This window comes from Blautia sp. HCP28S3_G10, from assembly GCF_052065235.1.
Taxonomy (GTDB): domain Bacteria; phylum Bacillota; class Clostridia; order Lachnospirales; family Lachnospiraceae; genus Blautia_A.
This window is the reverse complement of sequence record NZ_JBQHUL010000104.1, coordinates 1-574: the sequence shown is the minus strand read 5'-3', so window position 1 is coordinate 574 and position 574 is coordinate 1. Positions and strand designations below refer to the sequence as shown.

Below are 574 nucleotides of genomic sequence, written 5' to 3'. Positions count from 1 at the left end.
TACTTCATGCAATGTGTAAACGGTATCTGTCTTAAGTCCGGTGATCTCATACGGCTGATCTGTGGTCTCCCACTGTACTTCTTTGTCATTCAGGGTAACTGCTTTTCCTTCAGAATCAAGTACCTGAAGAGTTGCTCCTGCAAGGACTTTACCGTCTTCGGTTACTTTGTTGATAAATACAGAAGTAAGTTTGTCATTTACAACAAGTGTATTACTTTCTTTGTCGTAAACAGTTGTGGTCTTCTCTGCCAGCGTGCCATCTCGGTTCAGAATGAACTGTGTATCCTCTGCTACAGTGTATCCGTCTGGTGCGGAAATCTCACGCAAGATATAAGTTTTGCCTGGAATCAGACCTGTAATTGCTTCCGGTGCTTCTCCTGAAGTCCATTCTTTTACAGGTTTTTCCTGATCATCTGCATCAAGAAGCTGAAGTTTTGCTCCTGCAAGCGCAAATGCTTCATCACCCTTGAGGGCACGTTTGCTGACTTTGACTGTCAGACCATTGTACTGGTTATTCACAGTCAGATTGTCCTGATCTGTATCATATTTTACTGTCGCTGCTAACGGATAAGTC

The 574-nt window shown here is 43.2% G+C and carries 1 protein-coding gene; it reads right to left on the bottom strand.

Features of this window, described 5'->3' with window-relative positions:
• Positions 1 to 574, bottom strand: a 574-nt coding sequence (locus tag ACTNB8_RS16400) for a prealbumin-like fold domain-containing protein (protein WP_441056121.1), incomplete at both ends; no start/stop codon positions are given.